This window comes from Candidatus Saccharibacteria bacterium oral taxon 488 (genome assembly GCA_010202465.1).
In the GTDB taxonomy this organism is placed as follows: domain Bacteria; phylum Patescibacteriota; class Saccharimonadia; order Saccharimonadales; family Saccharimonadaceae; genus Nanosynbacter.
In genome coordinates this window covers 123389-148472 of record CP047919.1, presented here as the reverse complement: position 1 = coordinate 148472, position 25084 = coordinate 123389, and the positions used below count along the sequence as shown (strand labels likewise).

The 25084-nt window shown below is 48.1% G+C and carries 21 protein-coding genes, 3 tRNA genes, 1 rRNA gene, 2 other RNA genes and 1 pseudogene; 8 read left to right on the top strand and 20 right to left on the bottom strand.

Annotated elements, in window-relative coordinates; all coding sequences use genetic code 11:
• Positions 1–202 precede the first annotated feature (202 nt).
• The 5 genes from pyrD to GWK76_00755 all read right to left on the bottom strand — a co-directional run bounded on the left by pyrD (position 203) and on the right by GWK76_00755 (position 2838).
• The gene (gene pyrD / locus GWK76_00775; protein ID QHU91864.1) at positions 203–1342 is read right to left on the bottom strand and encodes a dihydroorotate dehydrogenase (quinone); all 1140 of its coding nucleotides are present in this window, start codon (positions 1340–1342) and stop codon (positions 203–205) included.
• A 20-nt stretch (positions 1343–1362) separates the two neighbouring features.
• Entirely contained in the window at positions 1363–2223 is an 861-nt protein-coding gene (locus tag GWK76_00770) for a hypothetical protein (protein QHU91863.1), read from the bottom strand.
• 255 nt (positions 2224–2478) lie between these two features.
• Positions 2479–2555 (bottom strand) — tRNA-Val (locus GWK76_00765).
• Positions 2556–2633: 78 nt separating this feature from the next.
• Positions 2634–2710: transfer RNA gene (locus GWK76_00760), tRNA-Ile, on the bottom strand.
• Between the two features lie 51 nt (positions 2711–2761).
• Positions 2762–2838: transfer RNA gene (locus tag GWK76_00755), tRNA-Ala, on the bottom strand.
• A gap of 64 nt (positions 2839–2902) precedes the next feature.
• Here GWK76_00755 and GWK76_00750 point away from each other — a divergent pair.
• Positions 2903–3139, top strand: a complete 237-nt coding sequence (locus tag GWK76_00750; GenBank protein ID QHU91862.1) for a hypothetical protein — start codon at positions 2903–2905, stop codon at positions 3137–3139.
• Positions 3140–3421: 282 nt separating this feature from the next.
• On the opposite strand, the gene GWK76_00745 is transcribed toward GWK76_00750, so the two are convergent.
• The 4 genes from GWK76_00745 to gyrB all read right to left on the bottom strand — a co-directional run bounded on the left by GWK76_00745 (position 3422) and on the right by gyrB (position 10150).
• Positions 3422–4999 (bottom strand): 16S ribosomal RNA (locus GWK76_00745).
• A 210-nt stretch (positions 5000–5209) separates the two neighbouring features.
• A complete protein-coding gene (locus tag GWK76_00740) occupies positions 5210–5641 on the bottom strand; it encodes a divergent PAP2 family protein (GenBank protein QHU91861.1) in 432 nt (143 codons plus the stop codon).
• A 10-nt stretch (positions 5642–5651) separates the two neighbouring features.
• Positions 5652–8150 carry a DNA gyrase subunit A gene (gyrA, locus tag GWK76_00735; protein QHU92547.1) on the bottom strand — a complete coding sequence of 833 codons (2499 nt, stop codon included), beginning with the start codon at positions 8148–8150 and terminating at the stop codon, positions 5652–5654.
• A gap of 23 nt (positions 8151–8173) precedes the next feature.
• On the bottom strand, positions 8174–10150 hold the full coding sequence (gene gyrB, locus GWK76_00730) for a DNA topoisomerase (ATP-hydrolyzing) subunit B (protein ID QHU91860.1): 1977 nt from the start codon (positions 10148–10150) through the stop codon (positions 8174–8176).
• 159 nt (positions 10151–10309) lie between these two features.
• On the opposite strand from gyrB, the gene GWK76_00725 reads away from it, so the two are divergent.
• Complete coding sequence (locus GWK76_00725) at positions 10310–11875, top strand: hypothetical protein (GenBank protein QHU91859.1); 1566 nt, start codon at positions 10310–10312, stop codon at positions 11873–11875.
• 18 nt (positions 11876–11893) lie between these two features.
• Entirely contained in the window at positions 11894–12457 is a 564-nt protein-coding gene (locus GWK76_00720) for a hypothetical protein (GenBank protein QHU91858.1), read from the top strand.
• 498 nt (positions 12458–12955) lie between these two features.
• Here GWK76_00720 and GWK76_00715 read toward each other — a convergent pair.
• The 4 genes and pseudogenes from GWK76_00715 to ssrA form a co-directional block, all read right to left on the bottom strand.
• Positions 12956–15529 (bottom strand): annotated as a pseudogene (locus GWK76_00715) (DUF87 domain-containing protein).
• A 4-nt stretch (positions 15530–15533) separates the two neighbouring features.
• Entirely contained in the window at positions 15534–15944 is a 411-nt protein-coding gene (locus GWK76_00710) for a hypothetical protein (GenBank protein ID QHU91857.1), read from the bottom strand.
• Positions 15945–15983: 39 nt separating this feature from the next.
• Positions 15984–16364 (bottom strand): hypothetical protein, encoded by a 381-nt coding sequence (locus tag GWK76_00705; protein ID QHU91856.1) that lies wholly within the window; start codon positions 16362–16364, stop codon positions 15984–15986.
• A gap of 1163 nt (positions 16365–17527) precedes the next feature.
• Positions 17528–17928: a transfer-messenger RNA gene (ssrA, locus tag GWK76_00700) on the bottom strand.
• 67 nt (positions 17929–17995) lie between these two features.
• Between ssrA and GWK76_00695 the strand changes: the two genes are divergently transcribed.
• The 4 genes from GWK76_00695 to rplT all read left to right on the top strand — a co-directional run bounded on the left by GWK76_00695 (position 17996) and on the right by rplT (position 20637).
• Positions 17996–19513 (top strand): YifB family Mg chelatase-like AAA ATPase, encoded by a 1518-nt coding sequence (locus GWK76_00695; GenBank protein ID QHU91855.1) that lies wholly within the window; start codon positions 17996–17998, stop codon positions 19511–19513.
• A gap of 90 nt (positions 19514–19603) precedes the next feature.
• Complete coding sequence (locus GWK76_00690) at positions 19604–20098, top strand: translation initiation factor IF-3 (GenBank protein QHU92546.1); 495 nt, start codon at positions 19604–19606, stop codon at positions 20096–20098.
• Positions 20098–20292 (top strand): 50S ribosomal protein L35, encoded by a 195-nt coding sequence (gene rpmI / locus GWK76_00685; GenBank protein ID QHU91854.1) that lies wholly within the window; start codon positions 20098–20100, stop codon positions 20290–20292. The genes GWK76_00690 and rpmI overlap by 1 nt, the downstream gene beginning before the upstream one ends.
• A 3-nt stretch (positions 20293–20295) precedes the next feature.
• Positions 20296–20637: a 50S ribosomal protein L20 gene (gene rplT / locus GWK76_00680; GenBank protein ID QHU91853.1), complete on the top strand. Its 342-nt coding sequence runs from the start codon at positions 20296–20298 to the stop codon at positions 20635–20637.
• 49 nt (positions 20638–20686) lie between these two features.
• Here rplT and rnpB read toward each other — a convergent pair.
• Positions 20687–21030: RNase P RNA component class A (gene rnpB, locus GWK76_00675), an RNA gene on the bottom strand.
• Between the two features lie 170 nt (positions 21031–21200).
• Complete coding sequence (locus GWK76_00670) at positions 21201–21848, bottom strand: site-2 protease family protein (GenBank protein QHU91852.1); 648 nt, start codon at positions 21846–21848, stop codon at positions 21201–21203.
• Positions 21849–21933: 85 nt separating this feature from the next.
• Between GWK76_00670 and rpmB the strand changes: the two genes are divergently transcribed.
• On the top strand, positions 21934–22149 hold the full coding sequence (gene rpmB, locus GWK76_00665) for a 50S ribosomal protein L28 (protein ID QHU91851.1): 216 nt from the start codon (positions 21934–21936) through the stop codon (positions 22147–22149).
• A 53-nt stretch (positions 22150–22202) separates the two neighbouring features.
• On the opposite strand, the gene GWK76_00660 is transcribed toward rpmB, so the two are convergent.
• From GWK76_00660 to GWK76_00640, 5 genes are read right to left on the bottom strand one after another with little or no spacing between them, the layout of a single operon-like run.
• Positions 22203–22841 carry a Zn-dependent hydrolase gene (locus GWK76_00660; GenBank protein ID QHU91850.1) on the bottom strand — a complete coding sequence of 213 codons (639 nt, stop codon included), beginning with the start codon at positions 22839–22841 and terminating at the stop codon, positions 22203–22205.
• A 10-nt stretch (positions 22842–22851) separates the two neighbouring features.
• On the bottom strand, positions 22852–23442 hold the full coding sequence (locus GWK76_00655; GenBank protein QHU91849.1) for a transcriptional regulator: 591 nt from the start codon (positions 23440–23442) through the stop codon (positions 22852–22854).
• Between the two features lie 24 nt (positions 23443–23466).
• Positions 23467–24351 carry a tRNA (adenosine(37)-N6)-dimethylallyltransferase MiaA gene (locus GWK76_00650; protein QHU91848.1) on the bottom strand — a complete coding sequence of 295 codons (885 nt, stop codon included), beginning with the start codon at positions 24349–24351 and terminating at the stop codon, positions 23467–23469.
• Entirely contained in the window at positions 24333–24656 is a 324-nt protein-coding gene (locus tag GWK76_00645; GenBank protein ID QHU91847.1) for a cysteine methyltransferase, read from the bottom strand. The genes GWK76_00650 and GWK76_00645 overlap by 19 nt, the downstream gene beginning before the upstream one ends.
• A complete protein-coding gene (locus tag GWK76_00640; GenBank protein QHU91846.1) occupies positions 24649–25005 on the bottom strand; it encodes a hypothetical protein in 357 nt (118 codons plus the stop codon). The genes GWK76_00645 and GWK76_00640 overlap by 8 nt, the downstream gene beginning before the upstream one ends.
• Positions 25006–25084: the final 79 nt, after the last annotated feature.

Genomic DNA, 25084 nt, shown 5'->3' with positions numbered 1-25084 from the left:
TTCTCTTCAAATTGTTAATGATCATGCCTCACGCTTGAGTGCACATCTCGACCCGTCAAAATAACGTCATCTAATCTACACTCAACGATACTATCACCACTGCCCTCGCACATTTTGCAGTGTATTGCCAGAGGTTCTCCTGAACATTCGCGTAACTAGTAATCAACTATACAGCAGCCGAAGTTGTTTTGCAAGAGTTTTTTCAAAGTTTTTTCGTCTTTTTTGACCGGCTGCGAAAATCCGCGCCAACTGCCTCGGAGATATGAGAAAAACCGTCTTTTTTCAATAGCTCCACCAATCCGCGATTGATTTGCCCAACCAGCTGCGGTCCTTCAAAAAACAGACCGGTAATCAGCCCTACTAGGCTGGCGCCAGCCTTAATCTTGGCGTACGCATCCTCAGCCGAAAACACTCCACCAACGCCAATGATCGTCAACCGGTCGCCATATTTCTTATACGCATGGCGAATCAGCTCTAAGCTGTGTTCGCGCGTTGGCGCACCACTCAGCCCACCGCGAATTTCATCAGTCAGCGAATCTTTGATGTTAATTTTACTACGGTCTTTGATCAGATTTGCCACCGTCACACCTTGGATATTATGCCGAACAATAACCCCTAGCAGCGCATCAAACTGCTTTATGTCATATAGATGTGGCATTTTCACCCAGAACGGTACGTCACGCGGCACGATATCAAGTGTTGTTAATAATGCATCGAGCGACTCCGCCTCAATAAACGGCTCCTTGCCGGCATTAGGGCATGATATGTTAATTTCTACAACACTCGCCAATTTGTTGTGAATAATACATTCTGTTGCTTTTTTTACGTCATTAATGATCGCCTGTTCGGCTGGATAGCCACCAGCCTGCTCAATCGTTGTTTTATTTGCAATAACCGCCACAGAGATCACACTGACTGCGTTGCTTGACCGACGGGTGTTTCGTTCGATATAGTTACGGATCTTTCGCAAACCTTTATTCGGCATACCCGCAAAAACTACGACTGACTTCGTCCTCGGCAAGCGATGAAACCACGGCCGTCGATTCCCCTTCCTCGGCTCTAGTGTCACCGACCCACCCGAAGCAAACCCAAAACCAATGTCTTCCATTAGTGACAACAGCTGAATATTTTTATCAAATCCTGCCGATAAGCCGATCGGGTTACGAAAAGTGATGCCGCTCACTTCCTGCTGAAGCGAGTTGTCTTGAAAACCCCACGACTTACGGATACCCCACCGAACAGGCGGTAGAGCCTGCGCCACGCGACCGCAAAAAACAATCAGCTTATGCGTAAAGTCTGGCGTTAACAAAAATAATAGGGGTTTTATAACATACTTATACATCTACTTACAGTATAGGGTAATTATTTATTAAAAGCGATATTATCCGGGTTTATATTCCATGAGGCAGCATTCATCCGAAACTTATTGGCATCGTAATCAGCCTCCTTAATGACTCGCTGTCTATGATCTGTTAATGACTCTTCACCATCCAACCCTACTGGATTTTCCCCAACCGCAAAACCAGGAGCGATGGCTAATGGGATAGCTCCCGTTTCCCTGCCTTCAAAAGCACTCTCATACTGAAAGTAAACCTCTTCAACTATCCTCAGTAACTTGTCTTTAGACTCCTCAAATCCATAAAATACTATCGGATCTCGTCTTGTTTCCAGCCGCCCAGCGGCTAGTCCGGCGCAATAGTCAACCGCCTTGTCTACAAGGTGCTTGGTGTAACCACTTGGCGCCATAATCTTTGCCTGAAAGCGAAGCCTCTCTCTTGTAGCTTTCGCAAAAATCTTTTTATAGATATCAAGACTATCTTGTAACTGAGGATTAAGATATATTCTTACCGTTGGGTATTTGTTGAGGGTTTTACCATTTTCCCGCAGAAACTCCAAAGAGTTATGTTGTATCCAAAGTAGGCTGCATTCATCTGCCAACATTTTTTCCTTTATTTGATTACCCCCGCCGTACCTCTGTCGATATTTGTCAGAAAAAGCATAGAGCCCTTCGATATGCTGACGCACTCCTGTCCTATAAAACTCGACATCATCGGGGTTGTTCACTGACGTGTCGGTATCAAGCCGCCCCAACACCTCTTCTATAGAATTACCTGGCATCTTTCTTGCCTCATCAAACGATTGAGGAAGTCTAGTATATCGCTCCGCAGAAGACGCATTGAGCGCAGCGCCCCCCCATCGCCCGTTTTTCATGGATAATCTCATGTGCTAACTTATAAAAACCTGCATCTTCAAGGTCCTTATCAAACGCAAGGTGCGCAATAGTCTCTTGTTAGTGTCGTCAAGATCACCGTAGGCAGAAAACTGCTGCATAAAACCTAAGCGTTCACTATATGGGTTATTTTCTTAAATTATGTTTGTTCTTTACCATATACGCCTAGCATAATAGCATAGTTTACTGCATATGTCAATCTCGACACCTCTAAATAAAAACACCCCCAAACGGGATGACTATTTATTTGGTGGGCGACAAGGGACTCGAACCCCTGACCCTCTCGGTGTAAACGAGATGCTCTAGCCAACTGAGCTAGTCGCCCTTATCAAAAACGTGATGGGTAATAGGATTACCCTTCAAAAGGTCATTATACCTCGCTCTGTTCAACATAATGACGTTATGGTGGGCGATGAGGGACTTGAACCTCCGACCTCGTCATTATCAGTGACGCGCTCTAACCAGCTGAGCTAATCGCCCTCATTGCAGTCTTGGTGGAGTGTCGTAGACGTAAGCCTACTTCACCCCATATGGTGGAGGCACAGGGACTCGAACCCTGGACCCCCTGCTTGCAAAGCAGGTGCTCTAGCCAACTGAGCTATGCCCCCATCTCGCCAAGACTTTATTCATTGTACCGTATCTTTTTTATTCTGGCAAGTGTATAATGGAGATATGTATTATAAATTTACCTTTGGATCTTTTTTTGTCGGGCTCATCGTTTTGATTATCGGTGCCGTCATGACCGTATATCATCAAAAACTGGCAGACAATCTCGCGAGCGGTATCAGTAGTTACGAGCGCTTTAAGTTCTGGGGTCTGGTCGTCTGTGGAGTTGGCTTTGGGATTATGCTGTGTCTCCACACTATCCCGCTGGGCTGGCTGGCAGAATCGCTATTCGGTCGCCGATAGTTCCGCAGCCATCGCCATATCGCGTTCTAGTTATAATCGATTAGAGACAGCCACGTGAAAGACCCCGTCATTAGTCATAGACGACAAAACACCCTCCACATAGGAGGGTATTTCCATATTAACAACTTGACTGTGCAATTCATCAATCGGCTTATCGTAGAGAAGGTTTTTGAACTTTGTCTCGTCCTTAGAAGGACTGTTGTAAATATGTAAGCTCAGCATATTTACGAGACCGACCTAGCTCAATTTGTGATTACTCGACAAATTGGCATCTATTCTCCCTAGAAAGGAGGTAATCCATCCGCACCTTCCGGTACGGATACCTTGTTACGACTTAACCCCAATCATGCCCCCCACCTTAGGCCGACGAATCGGACTTCGGGTGTTGGTCACTTTCATGGTTTGACGGGCGGTGTGTACAAGACCCGGGAACGTATTCACCGCAACTTGCTGATTTGCGATTACTAGCGATTCCGACTTCATGGAGGCGAGTTTCAGCCTCCAATCCGAACTGGGACTAGCTTTGATGCGATTTGCTTCACCTCGCGGCTTCGCTGCGCATTGTACTAGCCATTGTATTACGTTTCTAGCCCAGGACGTAAGGGAAATACTGACCTGACATCATCCCCTCCTTCCTCCCCGTTACCGGGGCAGTCCAAGTAGAAAAATACAACTACTTGCAAGGGTTGCGCTCGTTGAAGGACTTAACCTAACATCTCACGACACGAGCTGACGACGGCCATGCATCACCTGTCACAGGGTTCCAAAAGGCACAGTCTACTTTCGTAGACCTTCCCTGGATGTCAAGCCCTGGTAAGGTTCTTCGGTTATCATCGAATTAAAGAACATAATCCACCGCTTGTGCGGGTCCCCGTCAATTCCTTTATGTTTTAGCCTTGCGGCCGTACTCCACAGGCGGGATACTTAACGCGTTAGCTTCGCTACTGAAGGGGTCGATACCTCCAACAGCTAGTATCCATCGTTTACGGCGTGGACTACCCGGGTATCTAATCCGGTTCGCTCCCCACGCTTTCGTGCCTTAGCGTCAGAAATGGCCCAGTAACCTGCCTACGCCATCGGTGTTCCTTCTTATATCTACGGATTTCACTCCTACACAAGAAATTCCAGTTACCTCTACCATTCTCGAGTTTAACAGTTTGAATAATAGTCTGTATGGTTGAGCCACCAGGTTTCACTATTCACTTATTAAACCGCCTACGCAACTCTTTACGCCCAGTCACTCCGGATAATGCTTGCACCCTACGTATGACCGCGGCTGCTGGCACGTAGTTAGCCGGTGCTTATTCATGAGTTACCGTCATATTCTTCACTCATAAAAGAAGTTTACAACCCGAAGGCCTTCATCCTTCACGCGGCGTTGCTCCATCAGGCTTTCGCCCATTGTGGAAGATTCCTCACTGCTGCCTCCCGTAGGAGTCTGGACCGTGTCTCAGTTCCAGTCTGGCTGATCATCCTCTCAGACCAGCTATGGATCGTCGGCTTGGTAGGCCATTACCCTACCAACAACCTAATCCAACGCAGGCTTCTCCCAAAGCGGATAAATCCTTTAATCCGAAGACCATATGCGGTATTAGCTACCCTTTCGGGCAGTTATCCCTCACTTTGGGGCAAATTCCTACGCGTTACTCAGCCGTTCGCCGCTCGCCGGCATTCTGCACTATCAGTTCGAAGTCACCCTAGACACTCATTTTCTTTCGAAATGATGCGGCTGATTTCCTTTGGAAATCCCCGCGTCCAGGCTTCAAGTTGATAGTGCAGAACCCGCTGCCGCTCGACTTGCATGTGTTAGGCACGCCGCCAGCATTCATCCTGAGCCAGGATCAAACTCTCCGTTAAAAATCTACTTTGTATCAAAGTAGTAAGGCTCTACAAAAATATAAACTGACGATGATATTGCACAATCAAATTGTTAAAGATCATAGTCGGGTTTGTGTACCGCTTTCGCTTCACCTAACAAATTAGCGTGATTGTCGCTTGGCTCGCACTCCAGCAACCAGACTGATACTCATCTTACCTGATATTAGTGGTCAGGTCAAGGGTTATTAGCAATTATCTTGTAGCGAAAATTACAACAAATGTTACAATCGCGCCCACGGCCGCCCCAGCAAGCATTTCTGGCAGTGTATGGCCATGTGCCACCCTAATCGTCGACAGCTTTGGATAATCTTTTCGCACCACTCTATTGAGCAAGTCACCTTGCTGTCCAGAGGAAAATCGCACCATCACCGCATCATATAATACGATTGCCGCGAACCACGCAGCCAGGCCAAACAGCGGACTTCCCCACCCCTGGTAGTAGCCGATGGTCAGCGCAAGCGACACTACCGTTGCACTGTGAGCACTCGGCATACCGCCCGAAAACAATACCGGCGAACGAGGGTTCGACTGCGTAACTCGACGATTACGGCCAAACAGCCGGGCCAGATGCTTTGATGACTGCGCTACAAACCACGCGATGCCCGGTATCAGGATGTATTGCATCGGCACTTGGCTAGTCCTCCTCGTCTGGACGTTTCTCCATTAGGCCAATCGACGACACCGCGTCACCATCACTCAACCGCATAATCGTCACACCCTGGGTTGTTCGACCGAGCAACTTGATGTCACTCAAGCCCAGACGAATTGTTTGACCATTTTGCGACACCAACAATGCTTCGTTCATCGTCGGATCAATCGTCTGTACTGAAATAATTGGGCCCGTCTTTGCTGTCACAATCGCCGCTTTAATACCCACTCCGCCACGCTTATGGCTCGGGAAGTTCGTCACCTTTGTACGCTTGCCAAAGCCTTTTTCGCTAATAACTAGCAGTGTCTGGTCGTCACTCGTCACAATATCCATACCAACAACACAATCATTTGGGCGCAGGCGCACGCCGCGCACACCACGAGCCGCTCGACCCATCGGCCGGGCATCCTGTTCGTTGAAACGAATCGCCTGGCCAGCTGATGTTGAAATAATTACATCACTTTTGCCATCTGTTTTCTTGATCCAGCGCAGCTCGTCACCATCATCTAACTTAATGGCAATAAGCCCGTTCGTCCGGATATTGGCGTAGTCGCCAAGCGGAGTCTTTTTCACCGTACCATGCTTAGTCGCCATAAATAGGTAGCCCTGGTCACTAGCGTTCTTCTCGTGTTTAATGATAGCAGTGATCTTCTCTTCTGGCTGCAGCTGGAGCAGGTTCACCGCCGCCACACCTTTGGCACTGAGACTGGCAGCTGGTACTTCATACGCTTTCAGACGGAAAATCCGACCTCGATTCGTAAAGAACAACAAATAGTCATGGGTATTTGCTGGCACCACCTGGTCAATAATATCCTCCTCTTTGGTGGTCATGCCGCGCTTACCCTTGCCGCCACGGTTTTGCTTGCGATAGTCACTGAGCAGGGTCCGCTTGATGTAATTCTCGCCGGTTAGCAAAATGACCGCTTCCTCATCTGGAATTAGCTCCTCATCAGAGAACTTACCCAGTTCGTGGTTGATAATTTTACTACGCCGCTCGTCGCCATACTTTTCCTTCATCTCTAGGAGCTCAGTTTTGATGATGTTCAAAATCTCTTGCTCATCGGCCAGGATGGCCTCTAGTCTTGCAATCAGCTTCAGGAGCTCACGAAGCTCATTCTCGATCGCTTCACGTTCAAGCCCAGTCAGGCGTCGCAACTGCATCGCCAGGATAGCTTTTGCCTGAATCTCGCTCAGTCCGAACTTAGCGCGCAGGTTCTTCTCTGCCTCATCCTGAGTTTTTGAAGCACGAATTGTCTTGATCACCTCGTCGATATGATCTAGCGCAATCTTGTAGCCCTCTAGGATATGCGCCCGTGCCTTGGCCTTTTTCAGTTCAAATTCTGTACGACGACGCACTACAGATTGACGGTGCTTGATAAACTCGCTCAAGATATCATGCAAGCCTAAAATCCGTGGCTGCATGGTATTGACCAGTGCCAGCATGTTGTAATTAAAACTCGTCTGTAAAGCTGTTAATTTATACAGCTGATTCAATACCTTTTTTGGATAGGCATCCTTTTTCAGCTCAATGACAATGCGGACCTTACCTCGAGAACTTTCATCACGCAGGTCAGCCAGCATCACTCGTTTTTCTTTATGAAGCTCACCGATTTTTTCGATTAGTGTTGCTTTATTTACACCATATGGTATCTCCGTAACAACAATCTGGTGTCGGCCTCGTTTTGTCTCCTGAATCTCCGCCACTGCCCGCATCATTACACTACCGCGACCAGTCGCATATGCCTGACGCATTGGCGCGCCACCGTAGACAATCGCGCCTGTCGGAAAATCTGGACCCTTGACGTGTTTGAGCAAGTCATCCACTGTTGCTTCAGGATTATCAATTAATTCAATCGTCGCATCTACCAACTCACCTAGGTTGTGTGTCGGGATGCTGGTTGCCATACCGACAGCAATACCAATCTGGCCGTTTAATAGCAAGTTCGGCAACTTTGCCGGCAGCACAATCGGCTCACGCTCTGAACCATCAAAATTATCCTTAAAATCAACCGTTTCCTTCTCAATATCAGTTAGTAATTCTTCAGCTGGCTTATCGAGTCGCGCCTCGGTATAACGGTGGGCGGCCGGTGGATCTCCGTCCATTGAACCAAAGTTTCCCTGACCTTGCACCAAGGTATAGCGCATCGCCCAATCTTGCGCCAAACGAACCATTGAATCATAAATCGCTGAGTCACCGTGCGGGTGATATTTACCCATCACATCACCGATGATACGCGCTGACTTGACGAACTTTGCAGTACTACGATTGCCGTTTTGGTTCATTGAATACAAAATACGGCGATGTACGGGCTTTAGACCATCGCGCACATCCGGTAATGCCCGATCAACAATGACACTCATTGAATAGCGAAAGAAATTATCCTGCATCACATGCTCGAGCCGACGTCGCTCCAAGCCTGTTGGCGTCTCGGTTACCATGTCTGGCGTCGCCTCAATTGACTCGTGGTCACTGGTTGGTTGCATCTGTTTGTCCTGATCACTCATGATTAAATATCCAAATCCTCCAAGTTAGCATTTTTTGCCCAACTTTGAATAAAGTTTTTGCGCAAACTCACATCATCGCCCATCAACCGCGTAAAGATCGCATCTGCTTCCTCGGCGTCTTCCACACTGACCTGAATCAGTACACGGTTCTCTGGATTCATCGTCGTCTCCCACAGCTGGTCGGCGTCCATCTCACCAAGACCCTTAAACCGAGAGATTGTTACGCCAGCCTGCTTGGTGACGTCTTGTTCATCGTCGATTGTTGTACCACGATTCTTCTTATCGGCAATCAGGCTCGCCAATACTTTGTCTTTTTCATCCTCATCATACGCATAAATCTTCTTCTGCCCACGGTTGATTGAGTATAGTGGTGGTTTGGCAAGATACACGTAGCCACCCTCAACCACCTCCTTCATATAGCGGAATAGGAAGGTCAGAAGCAACGTCGCGATGTGACTACCGTCAACATCGGCATCGGTCATGATGATAATTTTGTGATAGCGCAAGCCATTGATGTCAAACTGATCGCCAATCCCAGCACCAAAGGCCTGGATCATTGCCACAATTTCCTTGTTAGCAAACATCTTATCAAGCCGCGCTCGCTCAGTGTTCAACACCTTACCACGGAGCGGCAAAATTGCCTGAGTCTTACTGTCGCGGCCTTCTTTAGCTGAACCGGCCGCCGAGTTACCCTCAACGATATAAATTTCACTATCGCTCGGACTTTTGCTCGAGCAATCCCATAACTTACCTGGTAGCCCCATACCATCAAGTGCACCCTTACGGATCACATTGTCGCGGGCTGCTCGTGCCGCTTTGCGGGCTCGTGCCGCCAAAGTCGCCTTACCGACAATTTTCTTAGCAATACTCGGATTTTCCTCGAGGTAATACGCAAAATACTCGTTCATCACCTGCTCGACATAGCGACGCATTTCTGGATTACCGAGCTTATTTTTGGTCTGACCTTCAAACTGTGGATCAGGCAATTTAACCAAGATAATCGCCGTCAAGCCCTCGCGAATGTCGTCACCAGTCAGGTTATCTTCCTTTTCCTTCAATAAGCCATTCTTACGCGCATAGTCGTTGATGACCCTGGTTAGCGCTGAACGAAAACCAACTAGGTGCGTACCGCCATCTGGTGTCAGCACATTGTTGGCGAACGGCTTCACCGTCTCAATGTAGGTATCGTTATATTGCACGGCAATTTCCACCATGCAATCTTCAACCTGCTTCTCAACATAAAAGACATCGTTTGATAAAACATCTTTGCCAATGTTGAGGTGTCTCACGTAGCTCTGAATACCACCCTCAAAGTAAAATGACTGTCGCTCACCTGTTCGATTGTCAATAACTGAGGTGTGCACGCCTTTGGTGAGGTATGCCTGATGGCGCAAATAACTAACCACCCACTTGTAGTCAAATTCCACTGTCTCCTTAAAAATCGTTGGATCTGGGTAGAATGTTATGCGCGTCCCGGTTGGCCGATCAGTTTTACCAACCTTCTTCAGTGGTTCAACGATACCACCAGTCGCAAACACCACACGGTACAGCTGCCCGTCTCGCACCACTTCAGCGATCATTTTGGTTGAAAGCGCGTTTACCACGCTTGAGCCTACGCCGTGGAGTCCAGATGACACTTTGTAGCCACCGCCGCCAAACTTACCGCCAGCATGTAGCACGGTCAGCACTGTTTCTAGAGTAGACAAACCAGTTTTTGGATGTTTATCAACTGGAATACCGCGCCCATCATCGGTCACCTGCACACCACCGTCTTCTAGCAGCACCACCTCTACTCTCGTCGCATGGCCCGCGATTGCCTCGTCGATTGAGTTATCAGCGATCTCCTTGATCAAATGGTGAATACCATCATATCCCGTGCTACCAATGTACATTCCCGGCCGCTTACGCACCGGTTCGAGACCCTCCAAAACCTGGATTTGCGAGCCATCGTAGGCTTGCTTATCTGTTTGTTTAGCCATGCTTCCCTCACTATTTCTGATTTGTCAGCTATTTACAACTCCCCCATTATACCGCAAAAAAAGTGTTCACTCAAGCTATTTGCGTAAAAGCGATCGCTGTGCTATAGTGGAGACGGAATTTTTACGAAAACATAAAACTAATGGAAAATAAGGAACGGCATGTTTAAGAAAATCGTCTCCCACCTCGCGTTTAGCCCAAGCCTCATCCAAGAGCTCGGCTTTTACGCGAAACGCCTCCACAAAGAGGAAATCACTCGCAAAACCGGTCTCATTCTGACCGCCCTAGCGCTCATCGTGCAGTCATTTGCCGTTTTCCAACCACCTGAATCTGCCAATGCCGCCAATGCTTCAGACCTCGTTTATGGCGGTATTCATACGAAATCACAGCTACTCGCCGCGTGGGACAATAACTCGCAAAATTATCGTGACATGCTGCAGCACGCTGGCATCACACGCGAGAACTTGGCGAGTGCTCGCGACTCTGAGATCAGTACTCGCAGCAGCGGCCGCGATAATGGCTGGCAGTCATGGAGCCGAGTTTCACGCTTCGGCCTTCAGCGCGGAGAAGTCCAGTTTCAGGTTGGTAGCTTAATGCTGTATTCACGACCAATGGCTGAATTTGACACCGGGCGCAACCGCAGCGGCTCAGGCTCATGGTATAAATCATTCGTCGGCACGACTAGCGAGGGCAAACCGTTTGCTATCATGAAGGCCTGCGCTAACATCATGCTCAAAGAGTTGCCAAAACAAAAACCGAAACCAACCGCCGCTTGTAAATTACTTGAGCGACCCGTCGTCACCGACCGTACCAAAGTCTCGATGACAGCGTATGGTGATGTCCAAAACGGTGCAACGATCGCTGGCTATACCTTCATCATTAAAAACTCAGCCGGCACAGAGGTGCTCCGCAAACGTGTCAATACCACCGCTACGAGTTCGTCATTACAGCACACACTCGACAAGGACGGCACGTATACCGTGTCCGTTATTGTCCACACCAGCCTCGGTGACCAGACGAACAGTGCCTGTGCTTCAACCTTTACGATCAGTCCAAAACCACGCTGTCCACTTAACCCAAGTCTGCCGATAGACCATCCCGACTGCCAGCCGTGTCCAGGCGACGCCACAATTTGGGTCAAAGACACAACCTGTAAAGCCCAGGTTACCCGCACCAAGGCGGCACATAACCTGACCTCTGGCGGCGATGCCACCAAGAAAAAAGCCAACGCCAGCGACCGCATTGAGTATAAGCTAACCGCTAAGAACGAAGGCAAAGCTCCAGCAACAGTCGATCTGAAGGACGAGCTATCCGATGTACTAGAATATGCCGATATCTATGATAATGGTGGTGGCACCTTTGATAAGGAAAAGCGCACCCTTTCTTGGCCACGAGTCACCCTCAAACCAGGCGAACAAAAGGTTATGACCTACGTCGTCCAGCTCAAGGGTCAACTTTCGGCTAAACCACGCGGCACCAGCGACCCGTCATCGTATGACTGCCGTATGACAAACGTCTTTGGTACCAGTGTCGAAATTGTTGTTAACTGTCCAACGCCAAAGGTCGTCGAGCAGACCGTCGCTACCCTGCCGCGAACCGGCCCTGGAGAAAACATGTTATTCGCCGGTATCATTGCAGCTGTTGTCACCTTCTTCTATTGCCGCTCGCGACAACTGAGTAAAGAGGTCCGCATCATTCGCCGTGATATTACGGCGGGAACGTTATAACATAGGGAGGGTAATACAATGTCAGAAAAACTGCACAGAGCTAATCCAGAGCTAACAAAGAATGCTGGCGAACTTGAGCAGTCAGCCAGCGAAGTAGAACGATCAGCGGCTGAACAACTGGAGCGGCGGGCTGAACAAGTTGCCGAACGACAACATGAAAAGCTCGACGATGCTCGTCACGAAGCATTAGAGCAAGCCGAGGCAAGCCAAACCGCTGAAACGGAGAAGCCAGTAGTCTCAGAGGCACCTCGCCAGATCACCAAAGCCGACCGTACCGACAGCTACCGGAAAACCATGAAAAAAATGCAGAGCGAATTATCGCCAGCTTCACGCACCTTTAGCAAGGTCATCCACAACCCAGCCGTTGAAAAAGCCAGTGAAGCTATCGGCAGCACCGTCGCACGCCCGAACCTCATTATTGCTGGCGCACTTGGCGCAATTTCCTCAGTCATCGTCTACTTTATCGCCCGCCACTACGGCTACGTTCTCTCTGGATCAGAAACGATCATTCTCTTTGGTTGTGGTTGGGTTATCGGCGCCATTATTGAGTACGCTCGCGTTGGCTTCCTCAATAAAAGATAGCCTGGCCCACGCCTAGCGTAGCTTGATCGATATCTCGCCATTATCGTTATTATCACCGCGCAGGTCGAGGCGGTTTTGCGACTCTGCCTGCTGCAGTTCTGTCGCCATCCTATCGGCAATTGATAGCGGTGCGACCTGCGCAGCCACATCCGAACCAGCCACTGTCGGCGCAGGCGCCGGATGCTGATCTGGTGATCGTAAACTATCATGAGGCGCACTCGCTGGCTGCCCCAATGGCCCGTTCGGCGAAGCACCAACTCCCTGCGACATCTGGCCAGCCATCTGGGCGGGCATAGCGACACCTTGTGGCACAGCGCCTTGCCCAATCTGTGGCGGTCGCATAGAAGCCAACGGTGGTTGCGCACCCGCCACGCCTGAGGTCGGCGACGCTAGTCGCGACGTAGCTGGACGGCCTGACTGTGGAGCTAGCGGTGATGGCACGCCCAATCGAGACTGCCCCGCACCCGGAGCAGCAGCGCCCACAGCCCCTGGCTTGCCACCACCAAGTTGTTGACGTTTTGACAACCACTCGTCCAGGAAAGACGAACCGCTCTTTGCAGTCGGCCGATTGAGCGATGGGCCAGTCGACGAAGTCGCTGGCTTTTTATTGCGACCAAGCCGCTCAAATATTTCCTTCTCAACCACCGCGCGTGGTTTGCCGTACTTTGCTGCCGATAGTCGCACCAACGCATCGCGGAGCTGATTGTTAACCTGCCCCATCGGTGGCACCCAGTTCATACTAAACGGCGTCGACGGTACATTATTGATCATCACCGAAGCGATCGACTGGAAATTTGGTAGCTTTGATAAGTCATCAATGTCAAACACTGGCTGAAACTTCTTGACCATCAATTCCGCGTCAGTAATACCAATACGCCCCGAGATAACCGTACCAATGTTACCAATAATAGCCTCACGAATCTTCTCCGTTAGCTGCGTCATGAACTGGTTACCCATGATCAGGCTCAGCTTATATTTTCGCGCCTCAGACAAAATTGATTCAAAACTATCAGTCGCAAAGTTCTGCACCTCGTCAACATATAGTGAAAAGTCTTCACGCTGCTCTTCCGGGATATCAGCCCGCGACATAGCCGCCGCCTGGAACTTCATGATAAAGATAATTCCTAGTAGCTTGGCATTGAGTTCACCAAGCTTACCCTTCGACAGATTAACTAACAAAATCTTTTTATTATCCATAATCTCACGGATGTTAAACCCTGACTTCGTCTGGCCGATGATATTACGCATCGAATCATTAGAGATAAATGGGCCAAACTTCGAGACCACCCACGATATCACCTCACCGGCCTCATTTGATCGCTGTGAGGCCGGGAACTCCTTTGTCCAGAAATCAATCACCTGCGGATCAGTGACGTACTTCAGCTTGCTCTTCACAAATTCTGGGTCAATGAGACACTTTGGCACATCAATAAATGTTCCACCAGCTGGATCCGCCATTAACAGCAGCGCACAGTTACGGAAAATATGCTCAAGCCGTGGCCCCACAATACCGGTATGCCCCGGATCGTACAGCCCATACAGCATGTTAATCGCTTCCTGCACCAGAAAGTCCTTTTGATCCGGACTATCGAATTCAAACATGTTGAGGCCAATCGGATTTTCCATATCGGCAGGGTTGAAATAGATAATATCCTCCACCCGCTCTTTCGGCACCTTCCCCATGAGCGACTCGACCAAATCACCGTGCGGATCGATCAGCGCAAATCCTCGGCCGTCCATCATGTCTTGATACGCCATATTTTCCTGCAATACCGACTTACCAACACCAGTCTGACCGATGATGTAAACGTGGCGACGGCGATCCTTCGTACCGATACGAATTGGCTTTTTCGTACCACGAAATTCATTGTAACCAATCAATAATCCTTCATCCAAAACGTCAGTCGGCCCATCAACCTGCTTGGACATCTGCCGCTTAACCTGTGAGGTTGGAATAGCAGTTGCGCTTGGTAAATGGAATAAGGTTGCCATCTCAACACTATTAAGGATATTACTGCGAATATGCTGTGGGAAAAACCGCATAATATACGCCGTGGTCATTTCCTCAATATTATTTGTCAGCGAAAAGCGAAAACCGTTATTGCGCGGCGAGTCAAACATCGCAAACGCAGCGATAATATTTTTAAGCAGCACCTGTGAGCGAGCAGCAGTGTTTGATGAAATTACCACCCGCACCAATACCTCATACGCCGGATAACGCGTCTTCTCGCTAATAGCATCAACCTCTGCCTGCTCTAGTGACGATAGCTGTTTATCCTCAGGCTTGATCTCACCTTCTTTTTCTTTTGCCGACTGTGGTGGTTTCCACAACGCCTCAAAAATGTCCCCGACCATCGAGATGTCAACGCCCGCCACCTTCGTTGATTTCTTGCCCTTGTTCTTCTTCATTTTCTCAACATGCTCTTCTGAGGCACGCGACCAACCCTCCCGCGCCGGCCGAACCAAGAACTGCAAACCGATACCATCGTCTTTTGTCGCCGCCGACATGGCATTCAGTAGCGCCCGCGACGCGTCTCGCTTTGACTCTTGGTAGGTTGCGATAGGATAGACGAACGACTTACGGAGCGAGAATTCGCCACCAATTGTCCCGCTCATCTTGCCAATTTTACTAAACACATTCGTATCAGCCACTTCTTCCAACCGCGCCGCCGGATAAGCTGCCGCGATCGCTTGGCGAATTACATCGACCAACACCGTCGGTACCACGGCATAATAATGCACCAAACCGCCACGCGCAATAATCTCAAACGATAAATGGCGCTGTCCGTAGAGTCGACTCTTAAATCCTTTCGTTGCCGTACTTGATATAATGTTATACATCACCTGCGCCTGGCTCAGAATCTCTTCCGTTAGATCACGCTGGTCACGGCTCGACCCGTCAATATCCTCGCTTGATGGCGGCAAATGAATGAGCAGTGGCACCATTTTTAGCCCACGCTCATAATTTTTTGCTTCACGTAGCATCTTGCGATACTGCAGCGTGACAATCGTCACACCGATCGCCAACACTACGACGACGATAAAACCAGTAATTAACGGCCCGCTATCCATATTCCTATCCGTTTGATTGGCCCATCTCCCTGTTGTATCTCTTTTTGAGATAATCGGCCTGCAACTGCGCAATTACCCGCGCTCGCTCGTACGGATCATCCCTTGTCAAAGTAATAATCCGCTTCAATTTGTCAACCCACTCCTTCTCAATCAAATCATCATCACCAGCTATCAGCGGCGTATCGTCAGTTGACGTCGTCGATGCAGGAGCCTGTACCGCTGGAGGCGCTGGCGCTGGAATAGTCGGTAGTGCTGTTGCTGGCATCGGTGAGTTCGCCACATTTACCGCTGGGCGTTCGGCGGAGCGTTTCTCAGTCTCTACCTGATTTACATCGTCATCCAGCCGAAGCTCGCCGCTTGAAGCGGGCGGTAAACTCTCAACCGGTGGACGCACCTGAGGCAACTCTGGATTCATACCTATATTGTACCACGTTACCAGTAGAGTTCCTACGCCCTAAAATCGTTTGTGTACATAAAAACAACCAAGGCCCAAAAAAAGTGTCAGAAGCAAGATATCCCATGCCGTAACGCCGCCAATTGATTGCATACCAAGTAAGATAACCGGTATAAGCCCGATAATACTCGCATAATAATATAATTTCAACGGCGTTACCGAGGCCAAGCCACGATACATATTATGTTGAACAACACGCATCGCTATACGCTTCACCGCAACCATCACTAAATAGCAGCACGACGCAGTTGCTATATACAGACATACGAAAAACGCTAGGATACCCAACGGACCAACGCTCATTGGCGTCACCGTGTGCACCAATACGACATCTGCCGTCGCAGCCAGCGCCGCGACCATAGCAACATACCGACACTTCATACTCACACTATATCATAGACTAAGGGAGCCCAGGCGACGAACCATTATATGGTCAGGTGAACCATCCGCCGCACTCAATAACTATTAGGGCGCGGTCACCTGTTCAAAATCCGCCGCTCAGGGCAACTGACCGCTCCGAATTTCGGAGCATGTCCTTGCGCAACGTTCCTCTTCCTGCACATCCAGTAGTCTCATTGTTAATCACCTAACAAGGATTAACTGGATGCGCAGTGGTACTTATACGCGCGCTCAACGCGTTACATTGCAACTATTAACTACAGGTTAACAATCACAAGTTCGGCGGAGCATCGGCAACACTATGGCGGAATAATCTTTTGTTATTCTGGCTTCATACTGCTGCCGACTATACGCCAAACGATATGCGTTACTGTGAATTCGGTCACGTAAATTGTTAATGTTGTTATTGTTATTGTTATTTATTATTGTACTGATTTTTGCTTTTTATTCTCTTAAAAGCTTGTACTAATACTATCATGCATACGCTTATCGGTCAATACTTCACATAAAAAATATGTTGTATTTATAACTTTTTTGTAACAATCTTTACATATTTTCATCTGTTATGTTCTATGAGATGTTTTATACACAACATTGTAATATAAACATATGCTTACTATACCGCCCGCTAATCCATAGTTCTTGTATAGCCACTCCATACGACATCATAAATCTGACAAATAATCTAGCAATTAATGCGGCTCGCTGAACGTTTCCACAAATAAAACACCAAAACAACCAAGCCCTTAGCGTATCCCGTTTCGCCATCTCGCAGGTAAAACACCGGCCGTGCGGGGCACCGACCAGGAACCATCAGGGTTCAACCGTCTCGTCCAGCAACAACCTATATTTTCATCAAACCACTTCACTGACCCTCTAAATTATGTGGTATTTTTTACCTAGATTTTTTCTCAAAGATTATTGACATAACCATTTTTATCATTTACTATAGGGGTAGCTTCTGAATAAAAAAGTTATACACAACTTGTCGGGAGCCAAAAATAAACAGCACACGTAAAACTCCACTTTTTGAAAACAACCACTACTCGCAGGTGGTTGTTTTCATTTCATAGCAACACACGCAGCCACATTATCACCTGTTTTACGATAAAAAATCGACCTCTTTAGGTCGATATATAACTGTCTGGTGGAGCTGCCGGGTACTGCCCCCGGGTCCAACTGGTATCATGATATCCGTCTACGAGCATAGGTTCTTTTAATTTATTTTATAACGTTGCTCGGCTTAAAAACGAACCAAAAAACCAAGCTTCGTTACGCGGAGAAAGTCCCACATGTCCGCCGCTTCCGAACATGCAGCCAGCAACATATATATGACACCCTAGGCTTTGCCTGTTGCCGCAAAGCAAGGACGGTCGCTTAAATTAAGCAGCGACTGGCGCAGCAGCCATCGGAGTGAAAACACTCTTCAGGCTAGCAAATGCACCTGCAAGTTTAGACTTTGCAACTAAAACATACGTTACGCGTATCGTCGGCTCGCAGAATATCTTGATAAAGTCCAATTGTCGAAAGCTACTATATCAGCCCCATCAATCTGCCTTGAATTATAGCAACCTTCCCTTTTCAAGTCTAGCTATCTATGCTTTACTAGGTATATGGTTAGCAAGGTAGTTTCAGCGACGCCATATGGCTTTCACGGTCAGCTTATTGAAATTGAAGGCGACATATCACGAGGACTACCTGGACTACAAATCGTCGGACTTGGCAACAAAGCAATCGATGAATCGCGTGATCGCGTTCGCAGCGCCATCAAGAACTCGCTACTTGATTTTCCAAAAGGTAAAATTACCATCAATCTCGCCCCGGCGGAACTACCAAAAGACGGTACGCAATTCGACCTACCAATAGCCCTCGCAATTCTCTGTCTCGGCAAACAACTTCCTCAAACCGCCCTAGAGGGAGCGCTATTTGCTGGTGAATTGGCACTCGATGGTAGTCTTCGCCCCATTCGCTCGGCCATTACTATTGCCGAAACCGCCAAGCAGCACGGTATCTCGACGGTATACCTACCAGCTTCCAACAGCGAACAAGCCTTGCTTATTTCTGATATTACCGTAATCCCCGTCAATAATCTGACCGAATTATTTCTCCGCCTCAAACAAGAAAAACTCATCCAACCCGCAGTAAAAACAAAGCAGCAATATCGCCAAAAGAAACGCGGCATCATCATTGATGACATCCGCGGACAAGAGCAGGCCAAGCGAGCTGTCGCCATTGCCGTCGCGGGTAGGCACAATATTTTGCTGTCCGGACCACCGGGATCCGGCAAGACCATGCTAGCACGCGCACTCAATTCACTCCTGCCGCCGCTATCTGACGTTGAGATTATCGAAATAACGAAACTCCACAATCTTGACGGCAATCAAGTTAGTCATGATATCGTTACCGACCGACCATTTCGCACACCACACCACACCGCAAGCCGCATATCAATGATTGGTGGTGGCGCAAAGGCCACGCCCGGCGAAATTAGCCTCGCGCACCACGGCACACTTTTCTTAGACGAATTATTAGAATATCCACGAACGACATTAGAATCGCTTCGTCAGCCGCTTGAGGATAAGCAGATCACAATTTCCCGCGCCCAAGGTAAATACTACTACCCCGCCAATTTTATGTTAGTTGCCACGATGAACCCTTGTCCATGTGGTTATCTGGGCGATCCAGAAAAAAGTTGCCATTGCTCATCGACCCAAATCCTGAACTATCAGAAACGATTATCCGGCCCGCTCCTTGATCGTATTGATCTAACAATCAATGTTTCCCGCGTCGCACATGAAGATTTGTTGTCCCGTAAGTCATCGTCGGATTCACAACAAAAACAGTTTGAAACTATGATTAAGGTAGCTCGTACACTACAAACTAACAGATACGGTAATGGTAATAAATACAACGCTGATATAGATGGCAGTAGTGTTGATAAAATAACTGCCCTAACGACTGAGGCCAAGCAATTTCTCCTTACAGCCGCCAAAAAGCTTGACCTAAGCGCTCGTGGCTATTTCAAAGTTATCAAGGTTGCTCGCACTATCGCTGATCTTGAGTCATCACTAGAAATAACCATTCCTCATGTCGCCGAAAGCCTACAATACCGACAGATTATCCCGACCTAGTGCTTGAAATCGACCCCTATACCTGATACAATGACTGATGAAATTAATCTAAAATTGCTTCAAAAGGAGAGCTAGGAGATTAATAAATCAATTCGTATTAACGGAGCGATCCGTGCTCGGGAACTGCGCGTTGTTGGTTCTGACGGTGAACAGCTGGGGATAATGCCCCTGCGCGACGCCCTTCAAGCGGCGGAGGATGCGGGACTTGATCTCGTTGAAATATCACCAAATGCCAATCCACCAGTCGCCAAGATTATTGACTGGGGCAAGTTCCAATATCAGAAGATCAAAGACCAGCAGCGCAACAAGCGCGCGGCAAAAGTCGGCGATCTCAAGCAAATGCGCTTTGGCCTGAAGATTGGCGCTGGCGATCTCGAAGTCAAGCTGCGCAAAATACGAGATTTTCTCGCCAATGGACACAAGGTCCGTATCCAAGTCGTCTATAAGGGTCGCGAGATGGCGCATAAAGAAATCGGTTACGAATTGATCCAAAAAATCACTGATCAGCTTGAGGAAGAGGCAATTCTAGAACAAAAACCTCAGATGGCTGGTCGCAATCTGAGTGTGGTAATAAGGAGTAAATAATGCCAAAACTAAAGACCCACAAAGGTACCGCAAAGCGCATTAAGTTAACGAGCTCTGGCAAGTTAACTCGTCAACGTGCATTTGGCGGTCACTTCTTAGCCAAGAAGTCAAAAAGCCGTAAGCGGGCGATTAATACAACAGCGAAAGTAACAGGCTCGATGGCAAAGAATGCCCGACGGGCAATGGGAGTTTAATCTATGAGGGTAAAACGAGGCGTCCCTGGACACGCAAAGCACAAGAAAATTCTGAAAGCCGCTAAAGGCATGCAGCACAATCGAACTCGTAGCTTTCGCTTAGCGAAGCAGGGGGTAATTAGAGCTCTGCAATATGCCTATCGTGATCGACGCAATAAAAAACGAGACCTCCGCAGCCTGTGGATTACCCGGATTAACGCAGCCGCTCGCCAAGAGGGCACGACGTACGGCAGGCTCATGGCTGCTCTCAAGGCAAAGAATATTGAGCTTGACCGAAAAGTGTTGGCAGAGTTAGCCGTTAACGAACCTACGGCCTTTACCGCAATTGTTAAAGCAGCACTATAAGAAAGCGACTTCAGCAAACTAAAACCTTCTCCGCTGAGAGAAGGTTTTAGTTTACAGCCTACCGATAAGCCGGGTTCTGTCGCGAGCGATCATCTATCTAGTTTACCTGTTGCCAGATAAATCAAGCGGTTATCGGCCTACGAGCGGACAACTCATTTGTAGACCTCCTTGCAGTCGACAGGGTTTACCTCTCCTCTGTGTCACCACCGAGGACTGTAAGCTCTTACCTTACTCGTTTCACCTTTTCCTTTGTGTCTATCGCCACAAAGGTAGTTTTGTTTCTGTGGCACTTTCCCTAGGGTTGCCCCCGGTCGCCGTTAGCGACTGTCGGTGTCCTTTACTGCCCGGACTTTCCTCTTGGCTTCACCGCCAAGCGATCGCTTAATAGGCTGCCCTATTATTATACATCATAAAAGCCCCAAGCAGTGCAAGCGCGTGATATTCCCCCGCATAAATGCAAGGTGGGTATCCGCAACCAGTCACCACGATGACTGACCATTAGGACTCCCTATCATATGATGTTAGGAAAATCATATGCGCCCGCCTACCTGAGGCTATCTCTATTATACACCAAAAATCATGCAAAAGAATTGGATAATACCGTTCGTAGCGAACGTCATAATTCGCCCAATTGCCGCCTGTCCGATCATAATGATAATGAACACCACCATTACCCCGTAGCGCTCAATCCACTCCATGCCACGGCGCACACTCTCTGGAGCGAGCGCATACAGCACTCGCGATCCATCGAGTGGTGGCAGCGGCAACATATTAAACACGAAAAAGCCTAAATTAACCAACACGACGAGGCTAGTAATTTGCCCCGCTAACGTATTTTGAATCAGCCCACCGCTGGTGATAACGCCGCTGACAGCACCCATGCCAAACGCTAAAAACGCTAAAAACAAATTAGTCAGTGGCCCAGCAAGCGCTACGAACGCTGCACCCCATTCACCGTGTCGCACGCGTTGAGGATTAAATGGCACCGGTCGAGCACCACCAAAAATTGGCAGCCCTAGCATAGCCAGTAATAATGGCAGCAAAAGCGTCATGAATGGATCAATATGCTTCAGCGGGTTTAACGTCAGCCGCCCCTCCGCCTTGGCCGTATCATCTCCGAGAAAATAGCCCATAAACGCATGCATCGCCTCGTGTAGCGTCATTGAGACGAGAATGACCACCAAGACCATACCTAAATATGCCAAATCCATAATTACCATTATAACACCTTGACTAATTATAGAAATACCGCTACAATACGATAGATTGTTTAGTTAATATAAAGCGAGGTTGGAAATGGCATCACGATGCGAACTAACCGGCAAGGGCAAGCAACACGGTCACAACGTTAGCTTTTCCCTTCGCCGCACCAAGCGCACTTTTAAGCCAAACCTACAGAAGAAAACTCTTGTAGTAGATGGTCAAAAAGTCACGTTGGTTCTGAGTACTCAAGCAATTCGTACTCTTAAAAAGAAAGGGCTGTTACGCCCAGTGCAGACAAAAACCGCCTAAGCTCAACCCCCTCCTGACAAGGAGGGGTTTATTAGTGCAACGTATCGACTGGCCTAGCTCCGCGCGACAGTAATGATTGATAGTTGCTCAGGCAGAGATACCGCCCCCTTCACCTTCCACTTTGGCCCAGCGTCAATAGCCTCCACGCCCATTTCGCTAACAAATACCGACAGGTCGTCTTGCGGCACTTCGTAGTGTAGCGCGCCATCAGCATAATGCACCGGGATAACTACTTTCGGCTCCAGCTGGCGTACCATATGAGCCGCAGATGTCGCGTCAAGCGTGTAACCACCACCGCCAACCGGTATCACAACAACATCAACGACACCAATCTCCTCTAGCTGAGACTCTGACAATTTTGGGGCAACGTTACCTATAACCACAACACGCACACCGCCAATTGTTAAACGGTAAATCGTTGATTTTTTAACATCAGTTTCCGTATCAATGTGTCGCCAGGCTGCCACCCCTTTCAGAGATACGTCGCCGACCTCGTATTCACCCGGACCGCTGAAGAGTAACCGTGGTGTTACATTACTTGCGGCAAATCTATCCTCTGACAATATCTCAACATCCTGCCCCCCGAGATTATCCTTAAGACCAACCAGCGATAACGCTGGATCAAACGCGATTTTTACCATTTTCGTTGTAAAAATAACATTATTTGCACCTTTGTATTCTACTTCAAACATATACGTCTCCTTATCCTAGTATGCTCTCTGCGTCTACCACAACCGAGTGCTTACTATTCATTATTTCCATCACAAACTTATCTCTAACGCTCAGACGATAGTAAAAATCATCATAGCTCATTACAGCATAATTCAGCTCTCTCCCCTCGGCTTTTTCAATTTTCTTAATGGCGACACCAACTCTCGACTCCGATAGTCGACCAACTAACAGTATATCAACCCGACTCGTCGATCCACGCACTAACGCACCGGCAACTATAGCGATCTTCAGCCCGGACAGCCGAGCAATATCGCCCACCCACGGTATACTGTTCTTTTTGTTATGGTCGGTTTGCCCACTCGGTCGCTCATCAGCAAAAATCATCTTTAGTGGCGTGAAGTATGCATACTGCTGATTCGCAGCGTAATACAATTTATTGTCATAATTATTCGAAACAATGACTCCGACTCTGAGCATATTTGATAGTTCACGCCGTACCGAGTTAATTTGCTCGCCGATCAATCGCGTAATCTCTCTAACATAAAACGATTTTTCAGGGTTCGCTAAAAACAGGTGTAGTAACTTCACCCTCGTTTTTGAGCCGAACAGCGCATCAATCATGTATTAAAAATTGTACCATAAATTTTACGCCCGAGCCAAAAGTTGTGACAAATAGTGTTCAGCAGAGTCAAGCGTCGCCCACATGATAAACGGGTTACGCCGCAACCACGTCATCTGTCGCTTCGCCAACCGCCAATCAGCTATAACAAATTGCCGCTTTAATTCATTTTCGGTAATATTTCTATTCAAAAACTCTCGGACCAACGGATAGACATTACCCGTCATAGCCTCATTATCCCAGCCATATTTTCGGGCTAACAACATTGCTTCACTCACAACATTATTTAAAAATAATTGTTCAGACCTGAGCACAATTCTTGTTCGCAATATTTCCTTATTCGTTGCTATACCTACAGCGATACTATTATCTCTAATCATAAATTCATATCTGTTATTTTTATTTTTTTGTTCAATAGCACGTATAAGATAGCGCTTATTCTTGTTATTCTCTGGTAATTTTCTGTTGTATTTATAACAATAATATTGTAGTTCGACTACTGTCCTTTTTTCTAGCTCATGCCGTAAACTAGGATCAGGAGGAGCTCCAAATTGAAAATTAAAAATTACTGCATCGATATAGAGACCCGTGCCGCCGACAAGAAATGGTAAACACCCCCGAGAGCGAATTTCACTTATTTTTTGCAGAGCATACTCCTTAAACTGTGCGGCGCTAAATGTCTCGCCCGGGCTGACCAAATCAAGGCCCCAATGGGGCACGGCTTCTCGCTCAGCCATAGTTGGCTTTGCCGTACCAATATCCATGTCTCGATATATTGTTCTGCTATCGGCACAAATTATTTCGCCATTATATTGTTTTGCCAGACGAATCGCTAGTGAGGTCTTACCACTAGCAGTCGGCCCCGCGATAACAACTAGGGGTAATTTTGCTTTTATAGTTTCGGCCGCCATCGTCGTTCCTCAAAATCAATTATCCGCCACCTTTCATCGCAATAAATACCATCTTGTTCAAGTAGCTGCCTTTGCACACCTTGCCCACCCGGAAAACCTACCGCCAAGCCACCTTTCGCGTTCACTAGGCGATGCCACGGCAAATTCTCTGGGCCACCATGCGCTATCCCGCCCACAATTCGTGCTGCGTGCGGGTGTCCAGACAGTGCTGCCAAGTCACCGTACGTCGTCACCTTGTCGTCAGGTAGCTGCGCCATGAGAATATAGATCCGGTCTCGCAAGCTAGCTATTGGCAATTCACTCAATTTCCACCTCCACTTCTGACCACGAATGGCATCGCACCACTCTATCCGGCAAACTATCTGCTCTATTCCAAGTATAATCACCAAATAAGATGGCATTACGACCAGTCTCGGAAACAGCTAAACAGTGTTTCAACTGATTATCAATTAAAACATCAGCATTAATTTGCGTGATTAACTCTGTTTTTGTCAGTTTATGAGAGTCCTCGTGCACCGTATCCCATAGGCCAGAGAAGTAGACCGCAGAACTGGCGAAAACCCCTGGAAAATGCTCCTCGATCCAAAGCAGTGTATCGCTTTGCACCTGCAAGCGACGCGAAGTAGCCACCATGAGATGATGCACCTGCGACATGTTTCTAAGCACCTCCTCCGCCCCCCTATATGAGCATATCCCTTTATCGCACCAGAGTCGTGAAAGACATGAGCACGCC

Coding starts and splice junctions, on each gene's coding strand:
- pyrD (QHU91864.1), bottom strand. CDS start 1,342: ATGTATAAGTATGTTATAAAACCCCTATTATTTTTGTTAACGCCAGAC.
- GWK76_00770 (QHU91863.1), bottom strand. CDS start 2,223: ATGAGATTATCCATGAAAAACGGGCGATGGGGGGGCGCTGCGCTCAAT.
- GWK76_00750 (QHU91862.1), top strand. CDS start 2,903: ATGTATTATAAATTTACCTTTGGATCTTTTTTTGTCGGGCTCATCGTT.
- GWK76_00740 (QHU91861.1), bottom strand. CDS start 5,641: ATGCAATACATCCTGATACCGGGCATCGCGTGGTTTGTAGCGCAGTCA.
- gyrA (QHU92547.1), bottom strand. CDS start 8,150: ATGCAACCAACCAGTGACCACGAGTCAATTGAGGCGACGCCAGACATG.
- gyrB (QHU91860.1), bottom strand. CDS start 10,150: ATGGCTAAACAAACAGATAAGCAAGCCTACGATGGCTCGCAAATCCAG.
- GWK76_00725 (QHU91859.1), top strand. CDS start 10,310: ATGTTTAAGAAAATCGTCTCCCACCTCGCGTTTAGCCCAAGCCTCATC.
- GWK76_00720 (QHU91858.1), top strand. CDS start 11,894: ATGTCAGAAAAACTGCACAGAGCTAATCCAGAGCTAACAAAGAATGCT.
- GWK76_00710 (QHU91857.1), bottom strand. CDS start 15,944: ATGAATCCAGAGTTGCCTCAGGTGCGTCCACCGGTTGAGAGTTTACCG.
- GWK76_00705 (QHU91856.1), bottom strand. CDS start 16,364: ATGAAGTGTCGGTATGTTGCTATGGTCGCGGCGCTGGCTGCGACGGCA.
- GWK76_00695 (QHU91855.1), top strand. CDS start 17,996: ATGGTTAGCAAGGTAGTTTCAGCGACGCCATATGGCTTTCACGGTCAG.
- rpmI (QHU91854.1), top strand. CDS start 20,098: ATGCCAAAACTAAAGACCCACAAAGGTACCGCAAAGCGCATTAAGTTA.
- rplT (QHU91853.1), top strand. CDS start 20,296: ATGAGGGTAAAACGAGGCGTCCCTGGACACGCAAAGCACAAGAAAATT.
- GWK76_00670 (QHU91852.1), bottom strand. CDS start 21,848: ATGGATTTGGCATATTTAGGTATGGTCTTGGTGGTCATTCTCGTCTCA.
- rpmB (QHU91851.1), top strand. CDS start 21,934: ATGGCATCACGATGCGAACTAACCGGCAAGGGCAAGCAACACGGTCAC.
- GWK76_00660 (QHU91850.1), bottom strand. CDS start 22,841: ATGTTTGAAGTAGAATACAAAGGTGCAAATAATGTTATTTTTACAACG.
- GWK76_00655 (QHU91849.1), bottom strand. CDS start 23,442: ATGATTGATGCGCTGTTCGGCTCAAAAACGAGGGTGAAGTTACTACAC.
- GWK76_00650 (QHU91848.1), bottom strand. CDS start 24,351: ATGGCGGCCGAAACTATAAAAGCAAAATTACCCCTAGTTGTTATCGCG.
- GWK76_00640 (QHU91846.1), bottom strand. CDS start 25,005: ATGTCGCAGGTGCATCATCTCATGGTGGCTACTTCGCGTCGCTTGCAG.